The following is a 15,571-nucleotide window of genomic DNA, read 5'->3' as shown; positions in this document are numbered from 1 at the left end:
CGATCGATAGTCGGTTACCAGCAAACTACCCATTCTGACATTTTTGCCAATCTTTATCACTCTCTGATGAGACATTGAATATCTTCAGGCAATTCTTTACACGTTACTTATAATTGCTTTCGTTTTCGATAAAAGAGAACAATAGTAATGCGACAGACATGAGCGAAGACACGATCAACCAATGCGAATACCGAAAATCAGATGATACGGCAAAAATGGATACGCCAAGAAGGTGGAGTAATCCTGATAAGGAAACAGCTAAGGCGAACGTTGAAAGTATCCTATTGCTAAGGCTATTTTGTTTCAGGATAACAACAAAACTAATGCCAAACACTACTAATGCTAGTAGCGCATAAACTATAGGCAAGAAAATTATGGAGTTGAGAGACAACGACCTTACTTCCTCGAACACTGTCGAGTCGACCTTATCTCTCGCAGCAACTCCTAACTCGTTTGAATAGATTGCGTCGAAAACAGGAGCCCATAACGCTCCAAAAGACCTAGTTGTAAGTGCAAGAAAGAAATCTGCTCGGTGCTTAAAGTACGCAATAGGATTATCAATAATCACACTCATCCAGTGTTTTAACAAATATTCATTTATGTCATCATCGCCATCGCGTATTTTGAGAGGTACTCCTTTGAAACGTCTTTTTGCATCGAGTTCATGGATTTGCTCGCCAAAAACAAGCGGAATATATGAGTTTGGCGTGTACAATGCGCAGATATTGTCCATTCCCTGTCCAGATTCTAGGATTTCAGAAAGATAATCCTTTTTTGTTCTACAACTGATACCAGTCAAATCATACAATACGGTTACTCTCCAGAAGTTCTTCTTCTCGACCGTATATGCGTTGTTGAGATATTTCGAAGCTGCAAAGAAACCCACTGTGGCCATAACCGCAAGCAAAAATACGGCCAATAAACGGCCAAAACGCACAAGCGAGATCGCATTACCTTTTGTCAGGTTTGGCATCAGCGAGGAGAATAGTAGAAAAACCATAGGGATCACCGCTGCCGCTGCGTTATGGCGAGTCGACACGGCCGCAAACGCGATAACCAGTCCTATGATCGCAACAAAATATTTGACTGGTTTGCTTAATGTGTCACGTTCCGCTCCGAAACCAGTAATCACTGACAAACCAAGTAAAAACATAAGCAAGGAGGTGAGTGTGATGTCGGACCAAACAGCGCCCAATATTCCAATAATTGGTGGGAAAAAACCAAACAGCATACAAACTAGAGAACTCAGCCTTGAATAGGTTTTTGCCAGAGAGTAGCAAGCCATAAACAGACCAGCATAGTAAAGAAGCATGTTCAAGACCAACATACCAGCAGGTCCTTCAACAACATATTGATCTAAGAACTTCCAAAGGTACACATTAAAAATGGGAAATGAGTCAGAAATATTGTCTGTTCTAGCCTGAGTGAGAATATTTATCGAATCTGGAGACATCGCCCCTGGATAAAAATGCTGTACGACAAAGTAAAACGCTAAAAAACAAGGTAGCCCAATTTTAATTATTCTTGCAACGTTGCTTGACTCTTTCTTTAGCAGCACATTTAACAAGCTGTTACTCAAAATAAAGAGTGGTTTATTTTTCATGTTCAACAGCCGAAAATTTATCTTCAATTTTCTTTTCTAGTATCGCTATATGCCTAACGAGCTTGGTATGCTTATCTAGCAATGCACGATTTTTCAAGTGCAGATTAAATACTACTATGGCACCACCCACAACAAAGAAATAAAGTAGAAGATCAGCCCCACGACCAACACCCAAGGCATTTGCGATCGAGTTAGACACTTCTGGAAATATAACCAGAAAGACACCAAAAAATGAAAAAACAGAAATCAATAACGAGACAAAAAAGAATTTCTTTCTCTGCTGAATAGCATAGATGAAAAAGATTAATAGAAAAGCCGCTAGTATTAACTTAATCATCATTTATATAACCTATTAATCAACAAATCTAATACTATGGAAATGGAATTTGAAATTTTCTGCCCTTTCGACACCGAATACTCAGTATATTTAATCGTCACTGGTACTTCGCACCATTTTAGATTCTTATTGCAAATTTCATCGATGATTTCAGATGCATGCGCCATACCACGTTGAGTGATAGAAATTTCGTTCACTGCGCGCGCAGTAAGCAACCTCAGACCATTATGCGAGTCAGTCAGCGTTACACCACTGGTTGCATTCGTAAACGCTATCGCCGCTTTTAGTGTGAGCAGCTTTTTCTTCGAGATATTTTCTACTCGACCAAGAAAACGACTACCCAAGGCAATATCCGCTTGCTCTTTCTCAAGCGCCTCCACCATCACGAAGATATCTTCGTACATGTGTTGTCCATCAGCATCAAACGTGACGACATAATCAAAGTCGATTCCTTTCAGATAGCTAAACCCAGTTTGCAATGCCGCACCTTGACCCAAATTATCACAGTGACTAATCACTTGAGCACCCGCAGCTTTCGCTATCTCTGCCGTATTGTCACTGGAGCCGTCATTCACTACCAACACATTGTTTGTAACGTTAAGCAGTACATCTTTGATGACATCACTGATAACACTCGCTTCATTATAAGCAGCAATTAAAACCCACAGCCTTCCATCAAAAAAACGGCGAGTACTATCTAAATTCATTTTTCATTTCCTAATATGTACAGCGAGCTAAATAGGTTTGCTTTCGTTGACTAGCACTACACTATTTTTAAATATTCTCTGGCAATCCTATCTGCGTTTGCCATGATCGTAAGAGTATGCGACTTTTCTGTGAGATTAGGTAAAGAAGAACCATCGACCAAGTACACATTTTCTAACCCACTAACTTCCCCTGAAAGTTTACATTGCCCTAACACGGGTTTTTCTTTCATCGGAAATGTCGATGCGTAATGAATACATGCACCAGGTTGTGTAAATTTAAAACTAAAAGGAAACAATATCGCACCAAGTTTTAAAAAATTCCTCCTTAAAAGTCCTTTAACTTCCTTACCCGCAGTTTGGTATCGTTCATCATATTTCCCTTCAATTTTCATGTTGCCTTTTTCATCAACAATAATTTTTGATTTAGAAAAATACCCTGGCAGGAACACATTACCTATGACACATGCGTTCATTAACCGGCTCAATAGTTTAAGCGCGTTAGCCTGTCCCATAGGCACATATCGGGAAAACTCAAACAGTGGTAAGCCTTGTGTGCCCAATAATGAACCAAACGCGCTGTCTTTCTTTTTCGTTTTGACATTGAAGGAAAGTTGCCCCAATCCAAACTCACTGCTTTCGACTTTGCGACCAAAAAAGCGAGGAATGAAAAGCAAAAATGCTGCTGCCGGGCAACTTTGCACTTCAATTTCCTTGTTTTTAATTTTTAACGATCGAACAAGAATTTTTGTACTTGAAAGAGTCCCAGCGGCCAAAAAGACCGCTGAAGTACTGTAAGAATATGACGCCCCATCTCTTCCGACAGCATGTATTTTGCTCCCTTCTGGTTGCGACTCTACATTAGTTACACGTCGATCTTTGATCAAGGTAAAGTTAGGTGAGCGAAGCAACTCATCAAGATCATATTTCGCTGAGTAAATAGCCTTCTTACCACACCCCCAAAGGCAGTTTCCAGACTTGTCACACTTTTGTCTTTCACCTCTTTGCTCATTGAGCACAGCGATGCGTGAGCGCCCCAATTTGAATCTATTACTTCCAGCATTCTTAACTCTGTAATTATTATTAATGTAGGAAGCCAGAGGATCTATATCGATGGGATCAGAAGACCAACTATCCAGACCAAAATAATACTTCATATCATCTGAACAACGACCACTGATACCCATACGACGTGCAACAGTCGCGTAAGATGTATACATTTCTCTATAGTGGTGCCCAAAGTGATAGATCAGACTTCTTGAATCCCATGCTGCGACACCAGCCCCCCACGCCGTCGACAGTCCACCGAGCGCCATAGAACCTGCAACAAAAAAATTCTCTGTCTGAGTATTAAGTTGTTCACTAAAATCTTTAAACACATGTGATAGTGTTGGCACACGAAACTTAGGTGATACCGCACCACCATTTTTTAAGGAGAAATAGGTTTTTCCCAGCATCCATTCCCACTGCTTCTTATCATTTAGACGACTTATATAGTGAGGTACAGTTGGGCCGCTCAATGCAGTATCATTCCCCCAATCCAGCATCAACACTTTCTTTCCACTTGCTATTAATGGAAAGGCAGTTGAAGTTCCTGCTGGACCACTTCCGATAATGATTACATCATATATCATATTTTTTATCTCTAGTCGGGTGAACACCATATAAGAGTTTAAAGAAAGGCGCAGTAACTATGGCAATCACCTCTTTGAAAAGAGTTATTACAATATCTCTTATTGAACTACCAACAGTTCTATTTCGACAGTTTACAAACTCATTAAATCCTTCAGGCGTCGTCTCAATCAATATCGATGCAGCCACTATTCTGTCAAAAAGTTCGGGGTGTCGTGACAAGGTATTATCGTAATATTTAATCAGGTTTGGCGAAAAAATAAGTCGCTCTTTCAAATAAAGAGGCACACCATCATGTAACGTCTCAATGACATGAACATAACGTTTTATTAGGCTAGCCGACGGCAGTTGACCGTATACATAACTTAATACCGCTTTGGCTTCTCGAATAAGTAAGTATCTATTGACATTGCAGCTTCTACAAATACTTGGTATAGGTTCATCTTGGCAAAGATCTGATTCAAATAATTGATATCCAAAACTCAGCGCTAGATAACGATCCAAACCAAATGGTTTCAAAGAGGAGTGTTTCATCACTTCATTTAAAAGGTAACTTATCGGTTTGGGTATATAAAAAAACACTAAACTTTTATTTAACTTAAAAAAGGCTGTTTGACTAAGAAAGTCGTCAAACGCCATCGTATTGGTTATGATATTTAGCTTATGCTTTGTTGCATTGTCATCAAGAATCGTTTTAACACTCGCGCAAACTTGCCCAATGTAGGACGTTTGAATTTTCGGTATCGGCTTAAATATGGGTACCAGAGGAAGCTTTTCACTCAGACCAAGCAACATTTGATAGAAACCTTGCGGTTCACCACCATACACTAAGCCTAATCGCAACACATAAGCATTAGGTTGAGAGGAAAGATAATTTTCAATCTCCAACTTTACTCTCGCATATTTGGTTTGAACGGTTTTCTGTGCAGACAAGCTGCTGAAAAAGATAAACTTAGCTCCCATCGAAATAGTGTCTTCGTAGAGTTTTTTTGCCGCAGATATTTCTGTTTCTGCTGACAAATCTGCTTCTTTATCAAGTTTGGTGATTGCAGCAAGGTGCACAACGGCATTTACATCTTTGGGAAGATGGAAATTCTGATAGTCTGCAAGACTATACTTCAACGAAGTTATTCTCCGCTGGCTGCTTTGTTCACCGCTTCTAGAGCAGGCAATAACGTCTACGCCATCTTTCGTCAACGCATTGATTAGCGATTTGCCGATGTACCCCGTTGAACCAGTAATTAGGACTTTCAATTAGTTATACCTTAAATATAATCTTTTTGGTCACATAGAAGCTAAGTATCATGATCAATACATCAGAGCAGAACTTGAGTATAGATATATGTGCACTAAAATAATATTCAAACACAAGTAACAGTGTGGTTCCTAACATTGAGTTAGTAATTACGGCAAGTATATATTTCATGACTTGAGCCAATATTTGGTTTTTGTCGGCGCCTTTAAAGGTTACATAGCGATGCCCTAGAAAAGACATTGCTGCGGCAAAGGCCTTCGATGAAACATTGGCGAGAGCAACATCAAACTTTACGCTCATGGTCAGCAGCAAAAACATTCCCATCTCAAGTAAGTAAACCACTCCTTGAAGAAAGAAGTAGATGATTAATGATTTCATTTTTTATCTATCAGAAAAGACTGTCACTCACTTATTCATCAACAACAATTTGATAGCAGAACGTACGGAGAAGTATTGTTCAAGCGTTTTACGTCCATTTTCACCTAATTGCTCTCTAAGGTTGGCATCTTCCGCTAATTTTCTAGCTGCCTCAGTGAGCAATTCATCCTCCCCGTTGATATACGCAAACCCACACTGATTGTCGTTGATGTAGATTGACAAGTCATTGTCAGGATTCAAACTACCCAAAATCGGGAGTCTATTTGCTTTATATCCCAGCAGTTTGCCTGGGAAATTATGTGCTTTATGACTTCTTGCTAATGAGAACAGACCCACGTCTACCTGCGTGAGAATATCGGCGTAAACTTCCTGACTTACTGCCCCCATAACGGACAAGTTGTCAAGTCTCCACTCCTCTTTCTTTTCAAGAACCAGATCGAATTCATCCCCCTGCCCAACAAAGAGAAAATGAGCCGAAGGAACGTCTTTCATGTTCCTTACCAAACGAAGTAGGTTTGCCATATCTTGCGCATGGCCGATATTGCCACCGTAGAAGAAAAGGACTTTATCCTCTGTCGCGGTCTGTTTTCTGATATCAATCAGAGAACATGGCATGCCATGACACTTCATGTTTGACCAATTTCGAAGAACTTCGAGATTCTTAAACTGTGGATGTATTGAACTGAAGTAAGTCACATTGGCGTCGGACATCAAACCAATCTTATGAGACGCTTTGTAATTTAGGCGTTCAAAACACTGGAAATATCGTGCGACGATTGACCCTTTTCGAATGATTCCCTCATCAATGGCCCACTGAGGAAACATATCTCTAAGTATCAGATAGATTCGTGAATTGTGCGTCTTTCTCATCCAGTGCATTAACGGCCCAAAAAAGATGGTCGGAGAATAGTTAATACAGAGTTCGAACGGGTTTTCTTGAACTTTTTTGCGGATGGCCACCCAAGCCCGAAAAGATAAGAGCGACTCATTAATCGCCCTCTTTACCATGCCAACACCTCTAAGTGTACCGCTTCGAAAACGCCACACTTCAACATTGTTTACATAGTCAATAACCAGATCGCGCTCTTGATTAGACTTTCCCGGAGTAATAACAACAACATCATGTCCTTGGGACTGCAATTCGACCGCCAACTCGTTGAACATTTTCGCGTGAACACGTGTTCCTTCAGGCAAATATTCATCGGGGAACAGAGCAATTCGCACTAGTAGCGCCTCCAGACAATACGGTTTATGTAGTCTGTATAACTCAAAATCGTTCGAACCACTTTGTCTGATACGTTAGGGGCAACATAATCTTTGACGACATTGATTAATCGATTCGAACCTGATGCTTTCTGGTCTTCTAAGATGCTAATCGCTTGAATAATACGATCTACGTTCATACCCGTGAACATGACTGCACCTTCTTCAAAACCTTCTGGTCTTTCTTGAGCGTCTCGAATGTTGACCGCCGCAAGATTCAAAATTGATGCTTCTTCTGTGATGGTTCCACTATCGCTGAGAACGATAAATGCGTCCTTTTGTAGTCTTACATAGTCAGAAAAACCAAGTGGCTTTAGAAGTTGCACGTTTTTGTGAAACTCAAGATTCAGCGCATCAATTTTCTTGCGCGTACGTGGGTGCGTAGACACAATAATCGGGAGATCGTACTTCTCGCCGATCACATTTAGGGCTTCAACAAATTTATGGATATTAACCGAATCTACGTTCTCTTCGCGGTGCACACTCACCACAAAGTATTTATTTGGCAAAACGTTCAGCTGCCCAGTAATGGTTGATTGCTCAATTTTGTTTTTATAGAACGCCAATACCTCATCCATCGGACTGCCCGTCTTAACGATAAAGTTAGGTGAGATCCCTTCTGCTAACAAGTATTCACGCGCAATATCACTATACGGCATATTGACATCAGAAATATGGTCAACAATCTTGCGGTTGATCTCTTCAGGTACGCGTTGATCAAAGCATCGGTTACCAGCTTCCATATGGAATAACGGGATTTTGTGTCGCTTCGCGGAAATAGCTGACAGTGCGCTATTTGTGTCACCTAAGATCAGCACAGCATCGGGTTTCACTTCTGTTAGCAATTCATCTGACTTACAGATCACTTGAGATATGGTTTCTGCTGCCGAGCCACCTGCACATTCTAAGAACATATTGGGTGCGCGAATTTCTAAATCATCAAAAAAGATCTGATTTAATTCATAGTCATAGTTCTGACCTGTATGAACAAATATATGCTCGAAGTACGTATCCAGTTTCGCAATCACGCGAGACAAGCGAATAATTTCAGGTCTGGTACCTACAAATGTAACAACTTTTAGCTTTTTCATTTTTTATACCGTTTGACAAAGTCTGCGTGCATGTAGTCAACAAGCTCTTCCCAGGGAGGAGGAGTAAAGTCAATTTCAGTCCTTAACTTTGTAGAGTCCAACGAGCGGTCAATATGAAGTGTATCGTCTGGATTAATTAAGATATTTTTTTTGTAAGAATTGGATACCAGTTTCAGAAGCGTGTACTTGTCAATTGGATCAACGGACAAGTGGTATAGTCCCTTTACATCGCTATTAAAGATCTTTTCGGACAACATTTTTGCAATATAACACGTTGGCAAACCGGAGAAAATCGCCTTAGAAAAACCTCTAACTTGTCCTTCTTGAGACAAAAACCAATCAATCAGACTCAAATTAGAACTGAGTTCATGGCCAATGATTGAGGTGCGCAAAGTCAGGTGATTGCCGTATTCGACCTCACCCAGTTTCTTCGATAATCCATAGAGGTCAAATGAGTCTGGTGCACTTTCCTCGGTATACATACCTTGTTTACCAGTGAAAACACAATCCGTTGAGAAATGAATCAGCTTGGCAGATACCGTGTCACACAACGCAGCCAACTTGTGAGGTAACAAGGCATTAATGGAAATGGCTGCAACGTGATTTTTAGCAATATCATTCTGCTTAATTAAGCCTACGCAATTAAGAACCAACTGAGGCTTCAGACTCTCTACAACGTGCTCAATGGTACTGAAGTCGTCAACATCAACACTGGTGAAAATGTTTTCTTCGAATCCTTGGAAGTGTTCGCTTGGTTGATTTGCCCGAATTGTACCAAAAACGCTTAACTCTTTATTTTCGTGGAGGTTTGAGAACAAGCTGTAACCCAGCATGCCCGATGCGCCTATGACAAGTACTTTCATTTATACACCCTCTGGTACAAAAACATTGCCGCTTTCAATTTCACGAATGAAATCCAGTTTACGCAGCAACTCTTTCATTCCTTCAACGTCCAGAAGTTGGGTATTATGAGAGTTGTAGTCTTCGATTGTTGACAAATCCTTTTCTCCATTTTCAAAGTACTTGGAGTAATTTAAATCGCGGTTGTCAGAAGGAATACGGAAATAACGACCTTGCTCTTCAGCAACAAACATTTCTTCACGGCTACAAAGTGCCTCATATAATTTCTCACCATGGCGTGTTCCAATAACATTCATGCTATGGTCTTCTTTACCCATAATTTCTAGGATTGCTTTCACTAAAACGTTAATTGTTGCTGCTGGTGCTTTCTGGACAAAGATGTCACCGTTTTCACCGTTCTGGAACGCATGAATCACTAGGTCTACTGCATCATCCAACGTCATCATGAAGCGGGTCATATTTGGATCTGTCACTGTAATTGGTTGCTTGTTAACCACCTGGCGAATGAATAGTGGAATCACAGAACCACGAGACGCCATGACATTTCCGTATCGTGTGCAACAAATTTTCGTGTTGGTGTGCTCTAGGGTACGGCTTTTTGCGACAATGACTTTTTCCATCATTGCTTTGGAAATACCCATAGCATTGATTGGGTATACAGCTTTGTCTGTACTCAAACAAACCACTTTTTTCACGTTGTTTGCGATTGCTGCTTCAAGCAGATTCTCTGTACCCACAACGTTGGTTTTTACCGCTTCCATTGGGTAAAACTCACAAGACGGCACTTGCTTTAACGCAGCAGCATGGTAGATATAATCAACGCCACGAGTTGCACTCAACAAGCTATTGTAGTCACGAACATCAGCGATATAAAACTTAAGTTTATTGTTATTAAATTTTTTACGCATGTCGTCTTGTTTCTTTTCATCGCGACTTAGAATGCGGATTTCTTTAATATCGCTATCGAGGAATCTATTTAGAACAGCGTTTCCGAACGAACCAGTTCCGCCTGTAATTAGTAACGTTTTATCTTTAAACACGCTATACCTCACACATATCATTTAATAATTTAAAAAAGTCATTCCAGCCGGAATCAAAATTGGGTTCGAATTTTTTAAAGGTTGTCAGATCGGACTCTGACAACCTTTGAATTGCCTTAGACCAAAGTAACTCAGAGTCGGAGACAAATGTTACCCCTTCGTAACGTTCTAGTATTTCACGCGAAAAGCTAGTGTCAGCACTTATAATTGGTTGCCCGTTACTCGCAGCTTCAAGCAGGGGTAAGCCAAAGCTTTCAATTTTACTCGGATATACCATTGCAGATGTTTGTATATAAAATTTTTGTACATCCGAAAAGCTCAATTTACCCAGATACACCACATTGCTCGCCAGACCTAAGGCGTCTATCAAGCTGTCTAAATAGGGAGATTCTCCTTTGGCCATGGTTAAATAGAAGCCAATCTGAGAAATGTCATGATGCTGCATCAGTTCGTGGAGTGCCCTTAACACAACCTCATGGTCTTTAAACGGCTCAGGCGTTGCAGGGTAGAACAGCGACACTCGATGCTTAATTCGCTCGTCTTTTGGCTCATGGCCGTTTTTCACAGACAAATTCACTTCTGGCTTTAGGACGTATGTAGCTTCATTGCGAAGAGAAAACTTATTGACTAACGCCTCTTTCATCCAGTTTGTCTGAACGACAAAACGCGTGTGCTTGTCGTTGTGCAACAAGATGAAAAATGGATAGACGTACTTATAAAATGCCAGACCTCTTTCTCTTTTGGAGAAAAACGACCACTTCATGTCACTCAATGAAATCCCTTGATGGAGATATACTATCTTAGGCTTATTAGGAAAATATACCGAGGTATTCTGTAGTGAAACCACAGCATCAGGATCGATATTCTTTGCCTTTAGCGTTGCACGCAGCCCCTTCCAATCCCAAATAATTCTCTGAAAAGAAGATTGACGCTTTACGCGAGTAACATGAAAATTTTCTTTGTCGCGGACATTTTTGATCTCATCATTAATGAACAGATAATAGTCATGTTGGCTATCGCTGTATTCAATAAGTTGATTTAGTATTGTCAGCCCGCCACCACCAATCAGGCTAGTGGCCGAAATCGCTATTGCTTTTTTTTTCATCACATTAAATTTATTCTTGGCGAAAAACCATCACCACTTCTTCACCACACTTTTTGCTGAACATGGCTATCAGGTATGCCCCCCAAGAAAACGGAACCAACATTGACCATCTAACCACCTTTCCTAGTCCAGTAGCCCAAAACTGCCCAACAAATGACTCGTTATAGATGCCAAGAAACATACTGTTTTTCGTCATCACTTGACTCTTTGAAGAAGAGAATGATGAAAGCTCTATCAGCCTGCAGGCGCTGTGAACGCAAAAAACATTAACGTGTCTTGGTGTTTCCCAACCACGCCAGTTATCCTTAAATACTTTACGGGTCAAAGAGCCGGTGTTGGGTGTACTCGCATAAATAATACCTTCTTCATTGAGCAGTAACTTGAGACGTTCCAGTTCTTTGAGTGGTTCTGAGACATGCTCAATAACATGATTGAGAAAAATCACGTCAAATTTAGCGTCTGTAGCAAGTGATGGAAGTACTTCACATCCTGCATTTTTAGCAACTTCCATCGCTTTGCTGTCAAAGTCATATCCGTAGACATTCCCAATGCCAAAAGCTTTCAGTTTGCGAAGAAAATTACCGTTACCACAACCAAAATCGAGCACTGACGTGGATGCCAAATCTTGGCCAGTAAACAGCGTTTCCCAATCGGAATCGAAATGGCACATTTCTTTGGGGATCAAATGCGTCAATATTGACAAATTCTGTGGTGTTGTTTCTCTATGCGTTGAATACTCACCGTAAAGTGTCGATAAATCAAATTTTTCAGGCACTTTGGCAGAAACGTGGCCGCAGTTTGGGTTTAAGCACTGAACATAATCAAACTTAATAGATAGAGCACATTCATAGTCTGGCCTTCCTGGCAAAATTTTTTTCGTCTCACTCGAACAAAAAAGACATATATTCTCGTTTTTCAAGAGGTTCTCCGTTTCATGTAAGACTCTCACTCCTTCCATATTCCTTATAAAAATGAAAAGGCTCAATTATTTTTCAACGATCGTTTTAACAATTAAATTGATTAACACTGCTACTGATAAATAACTCTTGCGTTGAAGCGTTACTTGGCATTCATAAACTCAACGTATTTATCTACTGCTTCATTGATATTTTCGCAGTTTGCGATCACGGACTTACCACCGCTCGGCGTAGGATTTTTGAGCCTAATCAGGATATTTTTCAATCGGTTAAGTTTTAACTTCACTTTTTCCATTATGAGAGACGATAAGCTGATTGAAACGCCTAATTCTTCACAATTTCTTTTCGCGATAGCAATCTTGTTACCGTATTCAGCATGATTTGTCTGACACAGAGAAATCAATCTCGCAAAGTTAAATTTGTCTGCGAGATTGTATACATGAAGAGTCTCAATTGCTGCCTGAGACCAAGTCGTCTCAACAGAGAAGAAACGAGGTATACGCTCGTCCCATTTAATATCCTTAAATGGCTTGATATGTTCGTCGTCATCGAGAGAGCCTTTGTGCTTGTTCAGCGCACTTCGTCCTGTATTACTACCTCCAGAAGCGCCAGGAATAGTTACTGGATAATCGAGAGTATAATATTCTTCCGTTTGCGCAGCTAATGAAATAGCAATAGATATGTCAGGACTGATTCCTAAAAAGTAGTTACCGTTCTTTTCTTTAATTTTTTCCAACAATGTTTTCTGTACTATTCCGTGATATAGCTTCGGTAGTTCATCAGTACCTTGACAGGCATTCCTCAGTGCTTGCTGGAGTTTTTTCTTACTGTCGCATCTCTTCCAATCACCACTAAATTTATCGATATACAATTTTCCTGCATGTTTGTCGCCCCAGACTTTAGTAATAAAGTCTGGCCAAGAGTAAGTCGCAATGATTCGCGGAGAGAGAACGCTAACCTCGCGTTCTTTCATTAATTCAATCACTCGCTCTATTTCAGGACAAACACTGTCATCATCCCCAATCAAACATACATACTCACCCATTGAGGATTCTACAGCGAAATTGTAGTTTTCTGTCATAGATAGACGTTGGGTGTGATGCGTATATTTCAGCCGAGATATATGGCTATATTTTTCTAACAACGATTTTAACGAGTCAGATTCACTGGTATCACTCACGACAACTTCAACATTTTCGTGAGTGTACGCTAGAATTGACTCTATCGAATGAACTGCATATTTCTGTCGGTTATGAGTTGCAATAACAATCGATAACAAATACTCATTTTTCATCTATATGTCTCATCATATAAAAAGCATAAGTGGTTATTAATAGTAATGACATCATTCCGATTGGGATAATAATCAAAAGTTCATTAATATTCGATAATGATTTCAGTAAAAAATTAGCAAGCAGAAGAGTTAACATACATATAAATATAGGTATAAGCATACTAAATGCTATCCATTTAAATTTATTCTCTATTGCTGTAACATTTTCAAGATTAATAAATATAAGTAATAATATAATAACATTATAAGCAAACCAACATTTCGCCACGTCTATCGGCGTTAAATATGACGCTGCATAAGTCTGAGCAATAATCATAATTATACCCAAAAAAACATTGACCTTCACCAGATATGAAATTCTACCAAATGCAATTTGTGCACAATAAGGGATCATTAAAACACCTTGAATCAGACTGCCTAAAATTAAGTACCTTAATACTCCCGATACCTCTGTTGCTAAAACCTCATTGCCAAAAAATAGTAAGAGAACATATTTTGAATATGCTGCAGCGTAAATGCAAACCGATGTAACGCCGATCATCATGATCAATGAATTCTTAGTTATTTCTGCTTGATAACGATGCATTTGGTTGGAGGATTTGAGCTCCACCAATTTAGGGAAAAGGTAATAATAAAATGCAGAAGTGAAGATCATAGGAAAACTTGCGATAGTGAACGCTAAAGAGTAATAACCAAGAGTTTCACTCGATACAAATTTTGCCAGAATTAACTTATCACTTTGGAAACACAGAGAAGACATTATGACGAGAAATAACATCTTATTTTTAAAGCTCTTGTTTTCTAAATTATCATGCTCGTTGATTTCAAAAATATCATTATATTGAGATTGATAATGACAAAATTTATTTTTTACCACTAATTGCAATGCGATAGTGTAAATAACATTAGCGATAAGAAATATTAAGAAGTATGCGAAAACATTAAGACTAAAATATAGAACAACAAAAGTTGCTAATGGGTATCGCATTATACTGAACGCAATATATAGTTTATTGAATTTTACTTGATGCCCTGTTCCACACAAAGTAGCCTGATAATAGATTTGTAAAAATATCAATGACAGAGATGCCGACATCATGATGTTTATTTTACTTAGGCTATCACCGTGTGAATTAGCGAAATAAGTAAAGAGGAATAGCGAAACGAAAAAAAGCAGAAAGGATACCTTCAAAAAAGTGATGAAACACTGCCTTACAAACGAACCTGTCAGTAAGATATCTCCGCGCGAGTAAGAGTTTGAGATATTTTTTGTATAAGCTGCACTTATCCCCCCATCAAGAAGCATGAGAACAGATTGCATTGCTGTAAAAAGTCCTACAAGCGCATACCCCTTTGGTCCAATAGCATCAATTAGAAAAGGAAGTGAGACCAACATCATCAATGCTGACAAACATTTTCCAAGTATATTAGCTAGTAACTCTCGATTCATCCAAATCACCAAAAAGACGACGATATAATGTCGATATATAGACTATAGAAAATCCACTTAGCATAAATAAAGAAAATAGTCCGTATCTGACTTTATTATTATTTGCATAATAGACAGTCATATACTTAGATTCTTGGTATAATCCACGATTTTCAACAATCGATATTAACTCTAGGTAGGGTTCAAGAAGGTTGGAACAAAGTCTATCGAAGTAATAACAAGTACTTTTAGGATCTCTGAATCCATCAACATATTCTAATGTTGTTTTACGATATATTCTTTCAATATTTTCTTTGAAAAGATCCATCGAATCCCTATATAAATTTAAGTCACCGACTACTTTTACCATATAAATACCTGTTCCGACCCGCTTTATGTCAATCATCTCTTTGATTTTATGATAAAGAGTAACCGAATCCTCAATCATTAATAATTCTGGACGTTCATTTTTTATTAACTCAACTAAATCCTTAGCAAAAACTATATCTTCGGTGAGATTTTTAGTAAGCTGATCTAATGGCGGTTTTGGGTTTCTAAAATTACCATATCCATCATAAGTTGGCGTAATGAATAAGTAACCCTCATAAACTGTAGTATCTTGTTTTTCTGGCATGAATTTATATCCTAAGTATCCAGAAATT

At 39.2% G+C, this 15,571-nt stretch carries 15 protein-coding genes; all 15 read right to left on the bottom strand.

Annotated features, from left to right (window positions below):
- Positions 1-103: 103 nt before the first annotated feature.
- The gene (locus AACV32_RS16455) at positions 104-1,603 is read right to left on the bottom strand and encodes a hypothetical protein (RefSeq protein ID WP_017045891.1); all 1,500 of its coding nucleotides are present in this window, start codon (positions 1,601-1,603) and stop codon (positions 104-106) included.
- Positions 1,593-1,943, bottom strand: coding sequence for a DUF2304 domain-containing protein (locus AACV32_RS16450; RefSeq protein ID WP_000972858.1), 351 nt, complete (start codon positions 1,941-1,943; stop codon positions 1,593-1,595). The genes AACV32_RS16455 and AACV32_RS16450 overlap by 11 nt, the downstream gene beginning before the upstream one ends.
- On the bottom strand, positions 1,940-2,647 hold the full coding sequence (locus AACV32_RS16445; RefSeq protein ID WP_017045892.1) for a glycosyltransferase family 2 protein: 708 nt from the start codon (positions 2,645-2,647) through the stop codon (positions 1,940-1,942). Before AACV32_RS16445 ends, AACV32_RS16450 begins: the two co-directional genes overlap by 4 nt.
- 56 nt (positions 2,648-2,703) lie before the next feature.
- Positions 2,704-4,278 carry a GMC oxidoreductase gene (locus AACV32_RS16440; protein ID WP_017045893.1) on the bottom strand — a complete coding sequence of 525 codons (1,575 nt, stop codon included), beginning with the start codon at positions 4,276-4,278 and terminating at the stop codon, positions 2,704-2,706.
- On the bottom strand, positions 4,268-5,530 hold the full coding sequence (locus AACV32_RS16435; RefSeq protein ID WP_005524837.1) for a sugar nucleotide-binding protein: 1,263 nt from the start codon (positions 5,528-5,530) through the stop codon (positions 4,268-4,270). The genes AACV32_RS16440 and AACV32_RS16435 overlap by 11 nt, the downstream gene beginning before the upstream one ends.
- A gap of 4 nt (positions 5,531-5,534) precedes the next feature.
- Positions 5,535-5,909: a GtrA family protein gene (locus tag AACV32_RS16430; RefSeq protein WP_017045894.1), complete on the bottom strand. Its 375-nt coding sequence runs from the start codon at positions 5,907-5,909 to the stop codon at positions 5,535-5,537.
- Between the two features lie 27 nt (positions 5,910-5,936).
- Positions 5,937-7,133 carry a glycosyltransferase family 4 protein gene (locus AACV32_RS16425; protein ID WP_017045895.1) on the bottom strand — a complete coding sequence of 399 codons (1,197 nt, stop codon included), beginning with the start codon at positions 7,131-7,133 and terminating at the stop codon, positions 5,937-5,939.
- Positions 7,133-8,263, bottom strand: coding sequence for a non-hydrolyzing UDP-N-acetylglucosamine 2-epimerase (gene wecB / locus AACV32_RS16420; RefSeq protein WP_170895465.1), 1,131 nt, complete (start codon positions 8,261-8,263; stop codon positions 7,133-7,135). Before wecB ends, AACV32_RS16425 begins: the two co-directional genes overlap by 1 nt.
- On the bottom strand, positions 8,260-9,126 hold the full coding sequence (locus AACV32_RS16415) for a dTDP-4-dehydrorhamnose reductase family protein (protein WP_017045897.1): 867 nt from the start codon (positions 9,124-9,126) through the stop codon (positions 8,260-8,262). The genes wecB and AACV32_RS16415 overlap by 4 nt, the downstream gene beginning before the upstream one ends.
- Complete coding sequence (locus AACV32_RS16410) at positions 9,127-10,164, bottom strand: polysaccharide biosynthesis protein (protein WP_017045898.1); 1,038 nt, start codon at positions 10,162-10,164, stop codon at positions 9,127-9,129.
- A 1-nt stretch (position 10,165) separates the two neighbouring features.
- The gene (locus AACV32_RS16405) at positions 10,166-11,269 is read right to left on the bottom strand and encodes a glycosyltransferase (protein WP_017045899.1); all 1,104 of its coding nucleotides are present in this window, start codon (positions 11,267-11,269) and stop codon (positions 10,166-10,168) included.
- A gap of 10 nt (positions 11,270-11,279) precedes the next feature.
- Positions 11,280-12,254, bottom strand: coding sequence for a class I SAM-dependent methyltransferase (locus AACV32_RS16400; protein ID WP_236732699.1), 975 nt, complete (start codon positions 12,252-12,254; stop codon positions 11,280-11,282).
- Positions 12,255-12,328: 74 nt separating this feature from the next.
- The gene (locus AACV32_RS16395; RefSeq protein WP_017045901.1) at positions 12,329-13,480 is read right to left on the bottom strand and encodes a glycosyltransferase family 2 protein; all 1,152 of its coding nucleotides are present in this window, start codon (positions 13,478-13,480) and stop codon (positions 12,329-12,331) included.
- Positions 13,470-14,930: a lipopolysaccharide biosynthesis protein gene (locus AACV32_RS16390; protein ID WP_017045902.1), complete on the bottom strand. Its 1,461-nt coding sequence runs from the start codon at positions 14,928-14,930 to the stop codon at positions 13,470-13,472. Before AACV32_RS16390 ends, AACV32_RS16395 begins: the two co-directional genes overlap by 11 nt.
- Positions 14,908-15,543 carry a hypothetical protein gene (locus AACV32_RS16385; protein ID WP_236732700.1) on the bottom strand — a complete coding sequence of 212 codons (636 nt, stop codon included), beginning with the start codon at positions 15,541-15,543 and terminating at the stop codon, positions 14,908-14,910. Before AACV32_RS16385 ends, AACV32_RS16390 begins: the two co-directional genes overlap by 23 nt.
- Positions 15,544-15,571: the final 28 nt, after the last annotated feature.

The sequence above is a fragment of the Vibrio sp. B7 genome (genome assembly GCF_963888765.1).
Classification (GTDB): Bacteria; Pseudomonadota; Gammaproteobacteria; order Enterobacterales; family Vibrionaceae; genus Vibrio; species Vibrio anguillarum.
The sequence above is the reverse complement of the archived record's forward strand: the minus strand, read 5'-3'. Positions and strand labels throughout refer to the sequence as shown.